Source organism: Ruminococcus sp. 8Y-12 (genome assembly GCF_058119865.1).
In genome coordinates this window covers 4,429,831-4,447,230 of record NZ_CM176623.1, presented here as the reverse complement: position 1 = coordinate 4,447,230, position 17,400 = coordinate 4,429,831, and the positions used below count along the sequence as shown (strand labels likewise).

Sequence of the window (17,400 nt, the reverse complement as noted above, 5' to 3'; positions counted from 1 at the left end):
TATCTTCGCAGTTTGCGGGGATTTTTTTATTATATGGAAGTCCTTTGCACTTGTCTGAGAGAGCCCCTAAAGGCTCTCTTCCTCAATCATTCGGTAACCGATTCCAATCTCTGTCTGTACATATTCCGGCTCAGCGGGATTCAGTTCCAGCTTTCTTCTGATATTCGCCATATTAACCCTGAGTATACGATTGTTGTGGTCCGCATAGGGTCCCCAGATGCTGGAGATGATGGAGTCATAGGTCATAACTCTTCCGGAATTGCGGGCCAGCAGGGAAATGATTTTGAATTCCACCTGCGTCAAATGCACTTCCTGGCCTCTGACAGAGATCTGGTGCTTTACAAAATCGATGGTGAGATCCTTGGCATGGAAAATATGGGGCACCCCCTGCGAGGAGGGCAGAGCGCTGTGGCGTTCCGCAGTCCGGATGCGGGCCATCAGTTCCGAGGTCCCAAAGGGTTTTGTTATATAGTCATCCGCCCCCAGGTCTAAGGCCTCCACTTTTTCGGACTCCTGGGTACGCGCAGAGATAACTAAGATAGGAATGGAGGACCAGCTCCGGACACGGCGTATAATGGTAAGTCCGTCTATGTCAGGCAGTCCCAGATCCAGTAGAACCATATCCGGGCATTGAGAGGTTATGATGGAAAGCCCGTCCACTCCATTGTACGCCTTGAGTACCCGATAATTCTGGTTAGAGAGTGTTGTGGATATAAAATTGCAGATATTTTTCTCATCTTCTATGACTAAAATAGTTGATTTATAGTTATTCATGTGATTCACCGTCCCGTGGTAATGTAAATATAAATTCAGCGCCCTCACTGTGATTTCGGGCAGTTATGGTCCCATTGTGGGCTAATATAATGGTTTTGCAGATGGAGAGTCCGATACCCATGCCCTTTGAACTGTCCGACGACTTGCCGCAGCAAAGAGAACCGCTCTCAAATATGGAGTCCAGCTGATCCGGGTCAATTCCTATGCCAAAATCAATAATGTGAAACGCAACGGTATCCCTGTCACAGGTTACCAGGCATTGAATGGGCTCTCTGCTTTGAGCGTGAACAACCGCGTTTTCCAGAAGATTGATAATAACCTGCTCGATCAGAATGGCATCCATGGGAATCATAACCAGGTCATCAGGTACCTTCACCTTGATTGAGGCCTGGGGCAGGCGTTTTTTCAGACGATAGACCGCCTCGGAAACCACCTCCTCGATGGGTTCTAAGGACTTGGTTACCCTGGCTACATCATCATGTATCCGGGTTACGGACAGCAGATTCTCCACCATGTTCAGGAGCCAGTTGGAATCCTGGGCAATATGCGCTACCAGTTCCCGTTTTTGGGCCTCTGAAAGGGTATCTCCGTTGTCCAGGTAAGTATTGCTCGCACCAATGATACTGGTTAGGGGCGTTCGCAGATCATGGGATACAGCGCGCAGCAGATTCGCCCTCATCTTTTCCTTTTCTGCAGCTGTGAGCTGTTTTTCACGTTCGGACAGGATGCGTGCATTTTCCTTCATATGGGTGGTGGCAGTGCTGGTGATAAGAGAGATGATCAGCATGACCAGAAACGTAAGGGGATACCCGCTGAGCTGAAAGTTCAGCTCAAAATATGGGTAGGTAAACAGATAGTTGATACTGATGACACCTGCCAGGGATGCGATTACCCCGCACATGTAATTCGAAGTGTAGCGGGCTGTCAGTACAATGGCTAAAATGTAAAAGAGCGCAATATTGACAGAACTTCCGTTTATATGGTGAAAATAAAAGGAGATGGCTGTAGCAGCAGTCATGCTGAACATAACAACGCAGATATTGTGCAGTAATTTTTTAGTAGTCTTATGCATAGTTATTTACCTCATATCCATTTGAAATCAGTATACAACGAGTATACCTTAAAATGTGTTAAGAAATTGCTAAGAATTTGCAAAACAAGAAAAAAAGATTGTCTTGTCAAACCATAAGTGATAAATTAGTGGATGGAAAATTTGAAAATGAGAGGCGAGACTATGGAAACTTACAATTACTTATTTGACTTGGCAATTATCTTGCTCAGTACCAAACTTTTGGGGCTGATTACGCGGAAAGTCCGAATGCCTCAGGTGGTCGGTGCACTTCTGGCGGGTCTGCTGCTGGGACCGGCTGTTTTTAATATATTAAAAGAGACCAGCTTTATCCACCAGACGGCTGAGATAGGCGTTGTGGTTCTGATGTTCTGTGCAGGCATGGAGACAGATATAAAAGAGCTGAAGCGCAGCGGAAAAGCCTCCTTCCTGATTGCCCTGATCGGTGTGGTGGTTCCGCTCGTAGGCGGTTTTGCTGTGGCATACTTTTTCAATCAGCCACAAGTCATAGCGTCAGACGCTTCCTGCAGCACGTTTCTTCAAAATATTTTCATAGGAATCATACTGACGGCAACTTCCGTTAGCATTACGGTTGAGACATTAAAGGAGCTGGGTAAGCTAAAAACCAGATCTGGAAATGCCATATTAGGGGCTGCGGTTATCGATGACATTCTGGGTATTATCGGTTTGACAGTGATCACCAGCCTGGCGGACAGCTCAGTCAATGTGGTTGTGGTTCTGTTGAAGATTGTGGGATTTTTCCTTTTCGCGGCAGTTGCCGGGTTTCTGTTCTATAAGTTTTATAAAAAGTGGAGTGAGAAGGGGAAAAAGGGGCTGCAGCGCCATGTGATAGTGGCCTTTGTGTTCTGCCTTGTGATGTCCTACATAGCGGAGGTAGTATTTGGAGTTGCGGATATTACAGGGGCATTTATTGCCGGGCTGATCATATCCAGCACACAGAGAAGCCAGTATTTGGCATCCAGGTTTGATATCGTCTCATATATGTACCTGTCTCCGGTCTTTTTTACCAGTATTGGGTTAAAGGTGGAACTGCCTTCTATGACACCGAATATCATTTTGTTTGCTGTGGTATTGGTGGTGGTGGCAGTGCTCACAAAGGTAGTCGGCTGTGGACTCGGTGCCAAGATGTGTCACTATAAGAATTACCAGTCAATCAGAATCGGTGTGGGAATGATTTCCCGTGGTGAGGTGGCGCTGATTGTTGCCAGCAAGGGAACACAGGTGGGACTTTTGGGGTCCAACTTTTTAGGACCAGTGGTAATTGTGGTAATCATCACAACCATCATCACTCCGATCTTGCTGAAATTAACCTTTAAAAACGCACCCGCAATCCCGATTCCTGAGAATGAGAGCTTTGCCCACAACTATGAGGAGATTTCCCAGTATAGGGAGGGAAAATAGTCTGGGCATGTCCGCTAAAAAACATTGACAGGTAGCAAGTGATCCGCTATAATAAATGGGCAGTAATCATTGGCGGATATGGCGGAATTGGCAGACGCGATAGATTTAGGTTCTATTGCCAACAGGCGTGCAGGTTCAAGTCCTGTTATCCGCAGGATCAAAGTAAAAAGTATACGGCAAAACAGCCTCCCAAAAGGGAGGCTGTTTTGTATATCAGAGAGCTTCAGCCCGCTGATAAGCATGACGGTATTTCAGGGGTGTGGTGCACAGGTCCTGTTTAAAGAGCCGGTATAGATGGCTGGTATCCGTGCAGCCCACTTCGAGGGCTATGTCGGGAATGGACATCTCAGTGTTTTCCAACAGCCATTTCGCCCGGTCTAGTCTCTGGTTTTTGATGATCTCGGAAAAAGTCATGCCGAAGCTCTTTTTAATTAACCGGCTTAAATAGGCCGGGGAATAACTGAACTGGCTGCATACCTCATTCAGGGTGACTGTATTATAGTGCTCCTGAATATACTGCAGAATGGCTGTCACACCGGTGGAATGTTCCGTGGTCTTAGAGATCACATGGGAGAGGTGGGTGCGCAGCAGGTAGATCAGGATTTCGCTCAAAAAGTTTGTCATCATTTCCCCATAGTAGGTATCTTTGTGGGTCTCTTCCTGATACAGACAGCTCACGAAATAACGCAGTTTTTTATCAGAACCTGTGCGGAATAAAATCATAGGGTGGGAAGTGTTGCCATACAAAATGTTCTGGAAGTAGCTGGACAGTATATTCTGCGTTTTCAGAAGCGGGAAAAACATTTTCTCAAAACAGTTCCTGCGGATCAGGATATTGATGGCCAAAAAATTGTCGGAATTAGAAATGATCTTGTGAGGGGCATCGTATTCCCAAAAGCAGAAATCTCCGGCACAGAGGTTGTATTTTTGCTGGTGGCAGACATGGATGCAGGTGCCGGAGAAGATGTAGAAAATTTCGATAAAATTGTGCGTGTGGTACTTGCCTGGCAGGTAACGGCAGTGCTTATTCACCGCAATATCCGCACTGCCGAAAAAGTGATCCTCACTCAAAACATCTGGCTCCTGCTCTTTGGACAGAAACTTATTGTTTTCATACTCTTTTAAAATTCGCTTTTTTTCTTCAGGTGTGTAGTGATCAATATTGTTCACCAAACGGTAATACTTCCTAAAAAAAAGTTCCAAAGGCTTGAATGTTTTAAGCGCCCTCAGTGTGTTCTCAATTACTTTATCCATATCCTCATACTGCATGTGAAATCCCCCATAATTATTGACTGGTATGAAAAGGATTATAGCTATTCTAATAAAGGAACACAAGGGATAAATCACATACTTTGTAAAAGGGGAATGATTGTACAATAAAATGGTCAAATAATTACAATTCAGCCCCGCCCGGTCAGCATCATCTAAACTGCTTTAAGCAGAAAAGGGAGATTGAAGCTTGTAAAACAGAATATATCCAGGTACAATGGAATAGTGGATTTTGCATGTAACGGTGCAGACATCAAATAGTAAAGAAATAGAATAAGTACAGCGTGACGGAGAAAGACCATGATTGAAAGAGATGAGAAAAAGCAGATTGCTGCATCAGTGGCTGTGGTGGTTTTCATCAGCGCAGCGCTGTTGGTGATAAGCTTTATCGGTTTCATGACTTTTAAGAAAGCCCAGACAAATGAAGCAAAGCAATATTTGTATGAAGTGACGGAGCAGTATAAAAATACGGTGGAGAAGCAGATCGACGGGGATATGCAGATGCTGAAGGCGCTCTCTACTTTTATTGGGGAAGGCGGGGAGTTTCAGAAGGAAAAGATCTTGGAATACCTGAAGCTGGAGAACAGCAGAAACCATTTTACCAAGATGGGATATATAGATCTGGACGGTATCGGTTATTTTGTAGGGTTAAACGCAGAAGAATACTATAATGAGGACGTGAGCAGCGAGCAGTTTGTAAAGGAGGCTCTGAGCGGAAAGGCCAACGTGTCGGATACCATAAAGGACCGTTTTACGGATGAATATGTAAACTGCTATGGCGTTCCTATTTATATGGGTGGTCAGATCATAGGGGCCTTGTCCGCCATCAGCAGTGCGGATACGTTCAATACTATCATAGACCGTCCGATTTTCAATGGAAAAGGGTATTTACATCTGATCAAGAGCAATGGGGATTTTGTTGTCCGTGGAGAGAAATTTATTGTCCAGGATGAGCTGAGGAATATTTTCGAAAAAGGGCACATGGGTGCAGAAAAGGAAAAAGAGGTTTTACAAAATATAGGAGGCGGGAAGGACTATTTTACAGATCTCCAGTATCAGGGAGCGAAATACTGGATGAATTTTAAGGCTGTCAACTTCAATGACTGGTATATCTACTGTATAGTACCCCAGGACAGCCTCAGTCAAAATTTTGTAAAAGTAATCAATATAGCCGGGATCGTACTGGGAATCGTGATTCTCATGTTTGCTGTACTTTTTTTATACATATACAGAATCATGAAGCGTAACAGGCAGGCCATTCTCCAATTGGCATATTTTGATCAGTTGACAGGAGCATTTAACAAGGAGAAGTTCTGGGATGATGCCACAAAGCGCCTTTGCAGGGACGGCAGGTATGCATTTGTGGTACTGAATGTGGGGAACTTCCGGTTTTTCAATGAGCTGTTTGGATTTGAGGAGGGAGACAGTCTTTTGATTCATGTGGCCGGGGTATTGCGTGAGTCTCTTCAGCCGGAGGAGCTCTTTTACAGGGAAACAGCGGACAATTTCGGCATGTTGATGAGACTGGATGACAAGAGGCGGCTGGAGAAGCGGCTAAGGGATATCATGGATCGAATTAGCCAATATCCACTGAGGGAAAACCGAAACTACAGCATTGTGTGCAGCTGCGGGGTAAAGGTGATCGAAGCATTCAACAAAAAGATGGATCTGGACCTGTTTATGGATATGGCAGCCATGGCGCTGAAATCTGTGAAGGGAAATCATATGAGTTCCCTGGCTTTTTATGATGAGAAGCTGCACAGAGAGGCATTGGAGAGGAGCACCATTGAAAATCAGATGAGAGAGGCGCTGGAGAACGGAGAATTTTTAGTAAACCTGCAGCCCAAAATAGATCTGAGGACCGGAAGGGCCAAAAGTGCAGAAGCTCTGGTGCGGTGGAAGAGAAAGGATGGCACCATGGTATACCCGGATACGTTTATCCCCATATTTGAGCAAAATGGATTTATCACAAAGCTGGACATGCATATGTTGGAGCAGGTTTGTGCGAAGCTTCGGGAATGGATGGATGCCGGACTGCAGGCAGTGCCCATAGCAGTTAACCAGTCCAGAAAGCTCTTTTACCAGTCCAGCTACCTTCCGGATCTGAGGAAAACACTGGAGAACTACCGTATCGATCCTTCCATGATTATTCTGGAGGTGACGGAGAGTGTGGTGGCAGAGAATACGGGGGAGATCACCCAACTGCTGCAAAAGCTGCATGACATGGGCTTTACGATATCCATGGATGACTTTGGAAGCGGATATTCCTCCCTGAATATACTCAGTGAATTTCCTATTGATGAGCTGAAGCTGGACAAGGTATTTTTGGAGGCCAGGAAAAACAGAATCAGGAAGGAGTCTGTTATGAAGAACGTAGTCCGTCTGGCAAAAGAGCTGCACATTGCCACTGTTGTGGAGGGGGTGGAGACAGAGGAGCAAGTGGAGTTTGTAAAAGAGATCGGATGCGATATCGCTCAGGGGTATTATTTTGCCAAGCCCATGACGATGGAGCGGTTTGAAAAGCAGTTTTTGGAATAGAAAGATTAATTCATGAAATTATTGATAAATTATTGACAAAACCCTTTGCGTGTTGTATATTTATAACATAAACAAAGGGTTTTGATTACTGACGGATAGTTGTGGAGTACCACAGGGAAATCAAAATTATAAGTGGGTCGACCGTCTGGGCAGCATTTTGATTTTTGAGTGTTGCTCTTTTTTTATACAGGCGGGGGATTCCTTTGTCAGTGTAATTCAAGACCCGGTAGAGTAGATGTTATGCGTAAAGTGTCACAGAAGGGGGAGGTTTTCTGTGAACGAAGGATTTTCCGCGTTATAATATCGCTTCCGCTACTGCGTATAAGAAAGAGGGACAGTATGTATCTGTATATGTCCACTGGCTTTACGCGGCATTTTTTTGCCCAAAAACAGTTAATTACCGCGAAAAGCGGCAAAATGAAAGGAGATATTTTATCATGGGTTACAAATCAGACATTGAAATCGCACAGGAAACAGAGATGCTGCCAATCACTGAGATTGCCAAAAAAGCAGGTATTGAGGAGAAATATCTGGAGCAGTATGGTAAGTATAAAGCAAAACTGGATTACAACATGCTCAAAGAGACGGACAAGAAAGACGGCAAGCTGATTCTTGTGACAGCAATCAATCCCACACCAGCAGGAGAGGGAAAGACCACTACCACCGTTGGTCTGGCAGATGGTATGCAGAAGCTGGGCAAAAACGTTATGGTTGCCCTTCGTGAGCCGTCCCTTGGACCTGTTTTTGGAGTAAAGGGTGGAGCAGCCGGCGGCGGATATGCGCAGGTAGTTCCGATGGAAGATATCAACCTTCATTTTACAGGTGACTTCCACGCAATCGGTGCGGCAAACAACCTGTTGGCAGCTATGATTGACAACCATATTTTCCAGGGGAATGCATTAAATATCGACCCCAGAAAGATTACCTGGAGAAGATGTGTGGATATGAATGATCGTCAGCTGAGAAACGTAGTGGATGGTCTGGGCGGAAGAACCAACGGCACACCGAGAGAAGATGGCTACGATATCACAGTGGCATCTGAGATCATGGCAGTTCTGTGTCTGGCAAGCGATATCATTGACCTGAAAGCCAGACTTTCCAGAATCATCGTTGGTTATACATATGGCAAGCCCTCAGAGCAGAAGCCGGTTACCGCTGGGGATCTGAACGCACAGGGCGCTATGACAGCACTCTTAAAGGATGCTCTGAAGCCGAACCTGGTACAGACACTGGAGCATGTACCGGCTATCGTACACGGCGGACCATTCGCAAACATTGCCCATGGATGTAACTCTGTGACAGCTACAAAGATGGCTCTGAAGCTGGCTGACTACACAATCACTGAGGCAGGCTTCGGCGCTGACTTAGGTGCAGAGAAGTTCCTGGATATCAAGTGCCGTATGGCAGGCCTGAAGCCGGATGCAGTTGTAATCGTTGCAACCGTGCGTGCCCTGAAATACAACGGCGGAGTTGCGAAAGCAGATCTCAACAACGAGAATTTGGAGGCTCTGGAGAAAGGCCTTCCGAACCTGCTGAAACATGTGAGCAATATTAAAAATGTATACAAACTGCCCTGCGTAGTAGCTATCAATGCATTCCCGACAGATACAAAGGCAGAGCTGGATCTGGTTGAGACAAAATGTAAAGAGCTGGGCGTAAACGTAGCGCTGTCTGAGGTTTGGGCAAAAGGCGGCGAAGGCGGAAAAGCACTGGCAGAGAAAGTAATCGAGCTGGTTGAACAGCCGAATGACTTTACCTTCTCCTATGAGCTGGAGGGAAGCATTGAAGATAAGTTAAACGCGATTGTCCAGAAGATCTACGGAGGAAAGAAAGCCGTGTTGACTGCAAATGCTCAGAAGCAGGCGAAGCAGCTGGAGGATCTGGGATTTGGCAACTGTCCGATCTGTGTTGCAAAGACACAGTACAGTCTGACAGATGATCAGACAAAACTGGGAGCACCCACCGACTTTGAGGTTACTGTGCGTAACCTGAAGATTTCTGCAGGCGCAGGCTTTATCGTAGCTCTGACAGGAGAAATCATGACAATGCCAGGACTTCCGAAGGTTCCTGCAGCAGAGAAGATCGACGTAGATGAGAATGGAAAGATTACCGGACTGTTCTAAAAAAGATTAATTTTGGGAGCAAATATGCTTGACATATTTGCTCCCAACTGGAGAAGGGGGCGTTTGAGATGTTTCAGGAAGAGTTTCAGGCAGTGTGCAATGCGGGCAATGGAAAGTTAGGCCTGATGAAGAAAAATCCTCTGGGATACTTTGTATCCTCCATGATGGCGGGTGCGTTTATCTCCTTTGGTTCCTTTATTACCTTTGTAATGGGCACGCCGCTGAAAGCAGCGGATGATCCCATGGCGAAATTTGTGATGGCTTTTTGTTTTGCGGCAGCGCTCAGCCTTGTGGTGATGGCAGGCGCAGAGCTGTTTACAGGCAACAATTTTGTGATGGCTTCCGCCTCTCTGGCAAAGGTGGTATCCTGGGGCAATACGGTGAAACTGTGGCTTTTCTGCTATCTTGGAAACCTGGTGGGTTCCTGGATCGCGGTAGGCATTTTCCAGCTTTCAGGCGTACCGTCAGGAGCGGTTGCGGAGTGCTTTGCCTCTGCAGCGGAAGGGAAGATGGCCCTCACACCCATGCAGATGCTTACAAGAGGCATTCTCTGTAATGTTCTCGTATGTCTGGCTGTATGGTGCAGCATTAAGCTGAAAAATGAAGTGGCAAAGCTGATCATGGTGTTCTGGTGTATTATGGTGTTTATGGTTTGCTCCTGTGAGCATAGCATTGCAAACATGAGCATTATGGGCGTGGGACTGCTGAATCCGGGCTCTGCTGCAGTAAGCGTTGGCGGATATGTCCTGAACCTGGTAGTCGTTACCATCGGTAACATCATCGGTGGTGTTGTCTTTGTGGCACTTCCATACTATTTGATTTCTAAAAAGAAAAAAGAGGCATAAAAAAGTCAGAATTTGTGGTATCGCATCGAAAGATGCGATACTTTTTTTGCCTCTGCTGTTGCAGCAGTGTATAAAAGTGTGATATAATGGCAACAAAAATGAAATAAAATTGTAAAAGAAAGGTAATAAAAATGAAAAAGAAAAGACTTTTCATCTTGGCGCTGCTCTGCATACTGTGTGTGGGAGTTTTGGGGATGAAGCCTTCTATGGAGAGCAAAGCTGCTGCAAAGTTCAATCTGATCAAGAATGTCTCCAAAAAGTACACACCCTACGGAAAATGGGTGAAAAACAAAAAGGGATACCGGTACCGCTATGTACACAACCGGAAGTATGTAAAAGGGGTCTGGAGAAAGATTAATGGGAAGATCTACTATTTTAATAAGAAAGGATACCGTGTTACAGGCCCAAAAAAGTTCAAGGGCAATCTGTATTTCCTCAATAAGAGAGGGGTCCTTACCACAGGATGGGTAAACACTAAGGGCAAAAGGTACTATTTTTCCGCAAAGACCGGAGCGGCCATGAAGGGATGGCATACCATTGATAAACAGACTTACTATTTCAATAAATCGGGAGTCATGCTGAGAAACCAGTGGGTCGGTGTCTATTATGTGGGTCCGGATGGGTATATGCTGAGAAATACAAAAGTGGGGGAGTACTATGTGGGCCCGGACGGAAAGAGAATAGAGAATCCCACCGTCCCATCTGAGGAGAGCAAAGTGATCTTTGTGGGGGATTCCCGGTTTGTGGGGATGCAGGAGGCCACACTGAGCAGCGACGTCTACATTGCAAAGGTTGGAGAGGGATATCCCTGGCTGACAGGTTCTGCACTGAAGGCACTGGAGGAGGAGCTTGCGCTCTATCCCAAATCAAAGGTGATATTCAACTTTGGAATCAATGATTTGGGCAGCAATGGACTGGAAAATGCCAACAATTATATCACGCTGTATGCCAGCCTCACAGTGCGATATCCGGATACAAGATTTTACTTTTTGTCCGTAAACCCCATTGAGCGGAATCTGGCTAAGAAGAAAAAGTATGATATCACCATAGTAAATAATAATAATATTAAGCGGTTCAATGCTGCCATCAAAGCAGCATTTCCCACTGCCTACCTGGACAGTTATTCCTATCTGGTGGATGGCGGCTATATCGATATCAATGGAAAGAGCACAGGCGACGGCATCCACTATAATTATGAGGTTTCCAGGCTAATCTACAATTTTGTGCTGTCAAAGATTAAAGGGTAGAATAGTGAAGCAAAACTTCTGAAGATTATCAGGGTTTTGCAAGAATAATGCAAGGTTATTTTAAGGTTCCTGCAGGGCAGATATGCTATGCTGTAGTTATCAAGAGAACTACAAACAAGGAGAGAGGGTGCACAGATGAAAGTATTCAAAAAACTTTTGATTCTGGCGCTGCTTGTACTGCTCTGCCTGTCAGGATATGTGGGATATAAAGGTTATCGTCTTTACCGGGAGGCATTGGATCAGACAGGTTTGGAGCAGATGGTGGGCAGTGTCCGGAGTAAGACAAATTATACGAAGTTTCAGGATCTGCCGGGACAGTATGTAAATGCTGTGGTGGCTGTGGAGGATCACCGCTTTTATAAACATCCGGGTATTGATCTGCTGGCTATGGGCAGGGCTGTGGTTAATGATCTAAAGGCAGGAGCTTTTGTGGAGGGTGGCAGTACCATCACACAGCAGCTGGCCAAGAACCTTTACTTTAACCAGGAGAAAAAGCTGGAGCGCAAGGTGGCGGAGGTGTTTATGGCCTTTGCCATAGAGGATAAATACTCTAAAGAGGAGATTATGGAGCTGTATGTCAACAGCATATATTTTGGAAATGGATATTACAGCATCTATGATGCGGCGATGGGCTATTTTCAGAGGACGCCCGGTGAATTGACAGAGGATGAGTGCACGATGCTGGCAGGCATACCCAACGCGCCCTCTGTGTATAACCCGGACAATATGGAGTTGGCCAGGAAGAGGCAGACGCAGGTCATAAAAAGTATGGTCAAATACGGATACCTCACAGAGGAAGAGGGCGTGCAGGCACAGCTCTTAATGCCTCAGGTAGGCTGAAGCAATTTGCGACAGACCGCACAGAAAATTTCATAGGATTGCAGAGCCGCCGTATAGAATCATGCAGCGGCTTTTTTATATCATTGGAAAGTCCTTCGGAATTCCCTATGATATAAAAAGCCCTCCGGGCGGGATTCTTTTTCATTGTAGTATTTTGTAACTATAAAACAGGTCTGCATATTTACTGCGCTGACCGTAAGAAAATGATTCCGTAGAATTTTTATAGAAAATTTCGTGTTAAAATAATGTGAGATGAATATGGAAGAAAGAGGTGCATTTATGCAGTATAAACTATTGGCAGTGGATGATGAAGAGTATATTTTAAAGCTTCTGAAGGATTACTTTACCATGCAGGGGTATCTGGTATACACGGCAAAAAACGGTGTGGAGGCCATGGAGAAGCTGGAAGTGGCCCCGGATCTGATTCTGTTGGATGTGAATATGCCTGATATGGATGGAATGGAGGTCTGCAGGCGGATTCGGAGACATGTGAGCTGCCCCATTGTATTTCTCACTGCGAAAGTGGAGGAGAGAGACCGCATCAATGGGCTGGTGTCCGGGGGAGATGACTATATCCTGAAGCCGTTTAGCATCGATGAGCTGGGGGCGAGAGTGGCAGCCCATCTGCGCAGAGAGGAGCGCGGGAATGTGCGGGAGACAGTAAAATTTTCCGGGGAACTGGTGATCAACTATTCGGACAGAACCGTGTGCTGGCAGGAACAGTCCTTGAGCCTTACACGGACCGAGTTTGACCTGGTGGAGATATTATCCACGAACCGAGGACAAATTTTTAGCAAAGAAAAGCTGTATGAGGAGCTTAGAGGATATGACGGAGAGGGCGACAGCAGCACCATTGCGGAGCATATACGCAGAATAAGGATGAAGATCGGAAGATACACGGACAAAGTTTATGTGGAGACGGTCTGGGGAGTGGGGTATAAATGGATTGGTTAGATGAGGCAAGGGAAGTCCTCAGAAAAAAACTGCAGAATGTATCCCTGAAAAGGTCAATGGCAGTATACATTCTGATAGCAGTCATGGCGGTGATATTCTTTACTGGAGTCACGGTCACCATCTGCAAGGGTTGGGAGACGATTGTGTACAGCCACTATTCCGATGTACAAAATACTCATATGAATATGGAGTCTTTCAGAATAGAGTGGCCAGCTTTCAGGGGAGATATGACAGATAAGGATCAGTCTCTACTGCGTGTTATCGATTTTATACGGACTTGGTGTACTCTCATTTACTCTGTGGGGGCTGTGTTCTGGGTAACCAGGTTTTTTTATAAGGAAAAACTGGAAGTTCCAATGGAGCTTCTGAAGACAGAGGCTGCGCATATTGGGAGAGGGGAGCTGGACTTTTCCTGTATCTACCGAAGCGAGGATGAGATGGGAGAATTGTGTGACACATTTGAACAGATGCGTCATCAGCTTGCGGAAAATCAGGAAAAGATAGAGGATTTGATGGAGGGTCAGAGAAGGCTCAACGCAGCATTTGCCCATGATCTCCGTACGCCTTTGACTGTACTGCGGGGATACACTGATTTTTTGAGCCGGTATTGTCCGGAGGGGAAAGTAACCGCCCAACAACTGCAGGAAAATCTGGAACTCATGAATCAGCAGGTAATCCGTCTCATCGACTTCTGCAATACCATGAAGCAGGTGACCAGTATGGAGGAGCTGGAAGTCCACAGAAGGGAGACGAGGCTTGAGGAAATCAGCAAAAAGGTGCAGGATATGGCGGAGGCTTTGAATGGCACAAGAGATATTTCCGTATCCTTTTCCAGCTGTCTGCTCTCGGGAAGGGGCTGGATCATGGATGAGATGGTGGTGATGGAGGTGTTGGAAAACCTTGTATCCAATGCTCTGCGGTATGCCTTGACAAAAGTTGAGATTACATTGGATGAGAGCGAGGATGGGCGTAAAATGATCTTTTATGTGCAGGACGATGGGCCGGGCTTTACCAGGGAGGGACTGCGCCAGGCTGTCCGTCCGTACTACAGGGATAAAGAGAAGGCACAGGGCAATCACTACGGCATTGGACTGTATATCTGCAAAATGCTGTGCGAGAAGCACGGGGGAAACCTGTCACTGTCCAACAGCATTGACGGGGGAGCCATCCTGACGACAGAATTTTATGTTAAATAGTAAGGAGTTTTAAATAAATATAAAGTGTTGGAAAAGTATAGAGATTTATCCGTTATCCTGCTTTTATACAAAATAAACGTTACTGTGAACAGTAACAAATAAACACAACGTAGTAGAAAGGAAATCGGTATGGCTTCAGAAATTGTGATAAGAGATCTGGATAAGTATTATGGAAAAAAGCAGGCCTTAAAAAAGGTGACTTTGAAAATGGAAAGTGGGATGTTCGGACTTCTGGGCCCCAACGGTGCGGGTAAGACGACACTGATGAAAGTACTGGCCACTCTGCTTAGAAAAAGCAATGGGGAGGTCACAGTCTGCGGCATTCCTGTGGATAAGGCAGGGGAAGTCCGCAGGATAACAGGGTATCTTCCACAGGATTTTTCCGTTTATGGTAACATGACGGCAGAGGAGGCGTTGGATTATCTGGGGGTACTCTCCAAGGTGCCAAAAAAGGAGAGACGGGAGAGAATTCCGAAACTGCTGCGCAAGGTAAACCTGTGGGATAACCGCAGGACAAAGGTGAAGGCAATGTCCGGGGGAATGAGGAGAAGGCTGGGGATTGCCCAGGCCATTCTGCACGATCCTCAGGTGCTCATTGTGGATGAGCCCACCGCAGGGCTGGACCCGGAAGAGCGGGTGCGCTTCCGAAACCTATTGTGTGAGATTGCCCAAGAGCGGATTGTGATACTGTCCACACACATTGTGGGGGACATTGAGGCAACTTGTGAGAACATAGCGGTCCTGAACCAAGGGGAGATCCTCTACCAGGGGACGGTGGAACAGATGCTGGAGAATGCACAGGGAAAGATTTACACTGCAGAAATATCAAAAAAGGAACTGGAGACCATGAAGCAGCGCTACACGGTAACCGGGATGCTGACTATGGGAGCTCATATCAATGTGCGGTTTGTGTCAGAGGAACCGCCATTTCCCGGGGCGGAACCGGCGCAGGCGAATGTGGAGGATGCATACATGTACCTGATGCAGCAGAAAAGAGGTGGTGAATAATGTTCTTCTCATTATTTGCCAAGGAGTGCAGGCAGATTCTAAAAAGTATTGTTTTCTATGTATACATTGTCGTTTTGGTGCTTTTTTATATTACACAGCTGGGGGATTTCTCCACACTGTCAAAGCCCCAGCCGGGTCAGGAATCCTACGGAACAAAGCCCAGCAGTGATCCGCAGAAGATCATGGATACAACTCTGGGGAAGTTGGTTATGGAGGCCTACGATGGCAATTATACCACGTATCCCGTTGGCTTTTATAAGAAAGTGCGCCTCAATGAGAAGGATCAGGCGGAGGTGGAACGCATCATAGAGAAGGTCAGTGGTCGCGAGTGGAAGGATATCAAAGAGGAGATAGAGCGTTTCTATGATGAAATGTCCACTCAAAATGCGCCGATCATGGCGGGCATAGATACCCCGGAGGTCCACCCTGCAAAGGACTTAACATATCAGGAATTTTTGCCTATGATGGAGCGGGTGAATACGATTTTGGGCGGAGGCTCCAGCTACAGTGCGGACAGCGTGCCAGGAAACGCCTTTGATGAGATGACTTACGAGGAAGCGCAGAAGGAGTACGAGGCAGTTCTGAGCAAAGATGGGGTAATTGGGGCGTATGCCCGGCTGTTCTGTGACTATATATGTCTGATGGCTGGAATTCTTCCCGTATTTCTGGCGGTTGCCAGGTCAATGAAGGACCGGAAGGCAAAAACCGCTGAGGTAATCTATGCAAGGAGGACTTCCTCAGCGGGGGTTATCCTCTCACGGTATCTGGCGAACGTGGTGATGGGGATGCTTCCCATAGCGCTGCTGGGCTTGTCTATGCACCTGCAGTGTCTCTTCTACGGCAGCAGCCTGGGGGTTCCTCTTGACAACCTGGCCTTTGTAAAATATATTCTGGGCTGGATATTCCCCAGTTTCCTGACTGCGTTATCGGTAGGATTTCTGGTGACGGAGATGACGGGTGGGCCGTTGGCAGTTCTGGTACAGGGACTCTGGTGGTGGGTCAGCACTATGACCGGCAGCATGTCCCTGGTGGGCGGATTTGGACTGGAGCTCAGTCCCAGATGGAATACCTGCGGAAAGACAGAGGTATTTTTTGAACAGCTCTCCGGTCTGGTGGTAAACCGTGCCTTTTACCTGGGTCTTTCGGCTGTGCTGCTGGCTGGGACCATATTGGTGTATAAACTGAAAAGAAGGGGGGTTTGGCATTTCCATGGAAGTATACGGCGCAATCGGAAGAGTAAATCTGAGGCATAACCTGGGAATCCACGTGCTGATCGCAGTGGGGTTGCTGGCAGTTTCCCCGCTCTTTATGGGAATCGCAAATCTGGACACAGCTCAGAGCGCGCAGGTGCTGGAAATGTATGTAGCTTTGATTGGAATTATTCTGCTGGTTCCCCTGTTCTGGCCGGACCAGGACTCCAATATCAGGGACCTGATTTATTCGAAGGCAGTGCCGGCAGCAGCACACCAGCTGGTCCGGCTGCTGGAGGCGTTTGCCATACTGGCAGCGCTCACGGGAATCTTTGTGCTGGTAATGATAAAGGGGGGATGCAGCTTTCCGGCGGGAGAGTACTATCTGGGCACTTTGGCAGAGGCGGTGTTTTTGGGGGGCCTGGGAGTGCTTGCCTACGGATTTACGGATGTGCTGGCTATCGGATATATGGTTCCTATGGTGTACTATATGGCAAACTTTGCCGGAAACCGGTATCTGGGGAAATTTTATCTGTTCAGCATGATGCAGGGCAGCATGGAGGAAAAAATTTATCTTGGAGCCGCGGGGGGCTTGTGCATTGCAGCTGCCTGTATGTGGCGGCAGAGAAAATAGAGAAAGAAGGGGGACGCTTCCTCCGGCGTATATGCGGCACTCATTTAATTTACGATGTACTAGGCGATTTCCAAACAAGCTTTAGGGAAGTTCTCGGTTCCAGAAGGCAGTCACACGGGCGTTGGCAGCTCTCTAAGCAAACAATTTACGTGCGCTTTTAGCGGCGGGGAAATGAACGTTTACGGAAACTTGGACGCGAAGGCTTTCCTGAGCGTCCTTAGTTGCAGTTAACGGTTAGTTCCCCAGAGCGTTGCACGTGTTTGCGTGAGAGCTGCCAACGCCCGGGTGACG

14 protein-coding genes, 1 tRNA gene and 2 riboswitches are annotated in these 17,400 nt (G+C 46.7%); of the genes, 12 read left to right on the top strand and 3 right to left on the bottom strand.

The window, feature by feature from the left end; all coding sequences use genetic code 11:
* Positions 1 to 66: 66 nt before the first annotated feature.
* Positions 67 to 774 carry a response regulator gene (locus tag AC0THY_RS17975; RefSeq protein WP_489991969.1) on the bottom strand — a complete coding sequence of 236 codons (708 nt, stop codon included), beginning with the start codon at positions 772 to 774 and terminating at the stop codon, positions 67 to 69.
* Positions 767 to 1,846 carry a sensor histidine kinase gene (locus AC0THY_RS17970; protein ID WP_489991968.1) on the bottom strand — a complete coding sequence of 360 codons (1,080 nt, stop codon included), beginning with the start codon at positions 1,844 to 1,846 and terminating at the stop codon, positions 767 to 769. Before AC0THY_RS17970 ends, AC0THY_RS17975 begins: the two co-directional genes overlap by 8 nt.
* 162 nt (positions 1,847 to 2,008) lie before the next feature.
* Here AC0THY_RS17970 and AC0THY_RS17965 point away from each other — a divergent pair, with 162 nt between their 5' ends.
* Together AC0THY_RS17965 and AC0THY_RS17960 are read left to right on the top strand one after the other, a co-directional pair.
* On the top strand, positions 2,009 to 3,265 hold the full coding sequence (locus AC0THY_RS17965) for a cation:proton antiporter (RefSeq protein WP_489991967.1): 1,257 nt from the start codon (positions 2,009 to 2,011) through the stop codon (positions 3,263 to 3,265).
* Positions 3,266 to 3,337: 72 nt separating this feature from the next.
* Positions 3,338 to 3,419, top strand: a tRNA-Leu gene (locus AC0THY_RS17960).
* A gap of 59 nt (positions 3,420 to 3,478) precedes the next feature.
* Here the strand turns inward: AC0THY_RS17960 and AC0THY_RS17955 are convergent.
* Positions 3,479 to 4,534, bottom strand: a complete 1,056-nt coding sequence (locus AC0THY_RS17955; RefSeq protein ID WP_489991966.1) for an AraC family transcriptional regulator — start codon at positions 4,532 to 4,534, stop codon at positions 3,479 to 3,481.
* Positions 4,535 to 4,834: 300 nt separating this feature from the next.
* Between AC0THY_RS17955 and AC0THY_RS17950 the strand changes: the two genes are divergently transcribed.
* From AC0THY_RS17950 to AC0THY_RS17905, 10 genes are all read left to right on the top strand, one after another.
* The gene (locus AC0THY_RS17950) at positions 4,835 to 7,072 is read left to right on the top strand and encodes a bifunctional diguanylate cyclase/phosphodiesterase (RefSeq protein ID WP_489991965.1); all 2,238 of its coding nucleotides are present in this window, start codon (positions 4,835 to 4,837) and stop codon (positions 7,070 to 7,072) included.
* Between the two features lie 74 nt (positions 7,073 to 7,146).
* Positions 7,147 to 7,230, top strand: a riboswitch (ZMP/ZTP riboswitch).
* Between the two features lie 67 nt (positions 7,231 to 7,297).
* A riboswitch (THF riboswitch) is annotated at positions 7,298 to 7,389 on the top strand.
* A gap of 120 nt (positions 7,390 to 7,509) precedes the next feature.
* Complete coding sequence (locus AC0THY_RS17945; protein WP_489991964.1) at positions 7,510 to 9,195, top strand: formate--tetrahydrofolate ligase; 1,686 nt, start codon at positions 7,510 to 7,512, stop codon at positions 9,193 to 9,195.
* A 68-nt stretch (positions 9,196 to 9,263) separates the two neighbouring features.
* The gene (locus tag AC0THY_RS17940; RefSeq protein ID WP_489991963.1) at positions 9,264 to 10,040 is read left to right on the top strand and encodes a formate/nitrite transporter family protein; all 777 of its coding nucleotides are present in this window, start codon (positions 9,264 to 9,266) and stop codon (positions 10,038 to 10,040) included.
* 131 nt (positions 10,041 to 10,171) lie between these two features.
* Positions 10,172 to 11,287: an SGNH/GDSL hydrolase family protein gene (locus AC0THY_RS17935; RefSeq protein WP_489991962.1), complete on the top strand. Its 1,116-nt coding sequence runs from the start codon at positions 10,172 to 10,174 to the stop codon at positions 11,285 to 11,287.
* Positions 11,288 to 11,422: 135 nt separating this feature from the next.
* Positions 11,423 to 12,127: a transglycosylase domain-containing protein gene (locus AC0THY_RS17930; RefSeq protein WP_489991961.1), complete on the top strand. Its 705-nt coding sequence runs from the start codon at positions 11,423 to 11,425 to the stop codon at positions 12,125 to 12,127.
* Positions 12,128 to 12,406: 279 nt separating this feature from the next.
* Positions 12,407 to 13,081 carry a response regulator transcription factor gene (locus AC0THY_RS17925; protein WP_489991960.1) on the top strand — a complete coding sequence of 225 codons (675 nt, stop codon included), beginning with the start codon at positions 12,407 to 12,409 and terminating at the stop codon, positions 13,079 to 13,081.
* Positions 13,069 to 14,277, top strand: coding sequence for a HAMP domain-containing sensor histidine kinase (locus AC0THY_RS17920; protein WP_489991959.1), 1,209 nt, complete (start codon positions 13,069 to 13,071; stop codon positions 14,275 to 14,277). The genes AC0THY_RS17925 and AC0THY_RS17920 overlap by 13 nt, the downstream gene beginning before the upstream one ends.
* Before the next feature lie 129 nt (positions 14,278 to 14,406).
* Positions 14,407 to 15,285 carry an ABC transporter ATP-binding protein gene (locus AC0THY_RS17915; protein ID WP_489991958.1) on the top strand — a complete coding sequence of 293 codons (879 nt, stop codon included), beginning with the start codon at positions 14,407 to 14,409 and terminating at the stop codon, positions 15,283 to 15,285.
* Positions 15,285 to 16,538 (top strand): ABC transporter permease, encoded by a 1,254-nt coding sequence (locus AC0THY_RS17910; protein WP_489991957.1) that lies wholly within the window; start codon positions 15,285 to 15,287, stop codon positions 16,536 to 16,538. The genes AC0THY_RS17915 and AC0THY_RS17910 overlap by 1 nt, the downstream gene beginning before the upstream one ends.
* A complete protein-coding gene (locus AC0THY_RS17905) occupies positions 16,495 to 17,109 on the top strand; it encodes a hypothetical protein (protein WP_489991956.1) in 615 nt (204 codons plus the stop codon). Before AC0THY_RS17910 ends, AC0THY_RS17905 begins: the two co-directional genes overlap by 44 nt.
* Positions 17,110 to 17,400 lie beyond the last annotated feature (291 nt).